The 704-nt window shown below is 49.4% G+C and carries 1 pseudogene; it reads left to right on the forward strand.

The window, feature by feature from the left end:
• A pseudogene (locus ACTHUR_RS14200) lies at positions 1 to 704 on the forward strand (DNA-directed RNA polymerase subunit beta'); the annotation flags it as partial.

Genomic DNA, 704 nt, shown 5'->3' on the forward strand with positions numbered 1-704 from the left:
GAAAAACGTATGTTGCAAGAAGCGGTTGACTCGCTGTTGGATAACGGCCGTCGCGGTAAAGCCATGACCGGTGCCAACAAACGTCCGCTGAAATCATTGGCCGACATGATTAAAGGTAAGGGCGGTCGTTTCCGTCAAAACCTGCTGGGTAAACGTGTGGACTACTCCGGTCGTTCCGTGATTACCGTAGGTCCATACCTGCGTCTGCACCAATGTGGTTTGCCGAAAAAAATGGCTTTGGAACTGTTCAAGCCGTTCATTTTCCATAAACTGGAAAAACAAGGTTTAGCTTCTACCGTTAAAGCAGCGAAAAAATTGGTAGAGCAAGAAGTACCTGAAGTATGGGACATCTTGGAAGAAGTCATTCGCGAACATCCTATTATGCTGAATCGTGCGCCGACCCTGCACCGTTTGGGTATTCAAGCGTTTGAACCCATCCTGATTGAAGGTAAAGCCATTCAGCTGCATCCGTTGGTATGTGCCGCGTTTAACGCCGACTTTGACGGTGACCAAATGGCGGTACACGTTCCATTGAGCTTGGAAGCGCAAATGGAAGCGCGCACCCTGATGCTGGCTTCAAACAACGTATTGTCTCCTGCCAACGGCGAACCGATTATCGTACCTTCCCAAGACATTGTATTGGGTCTGTACTACATGACCCGCGACCGCATCAATGCCAAAGGTGAGGGCAGTCTGTTTGCTGA

It is taken from the genome of Neisseria sp. P0021.S007 (genome assembly GCF_051956855.1).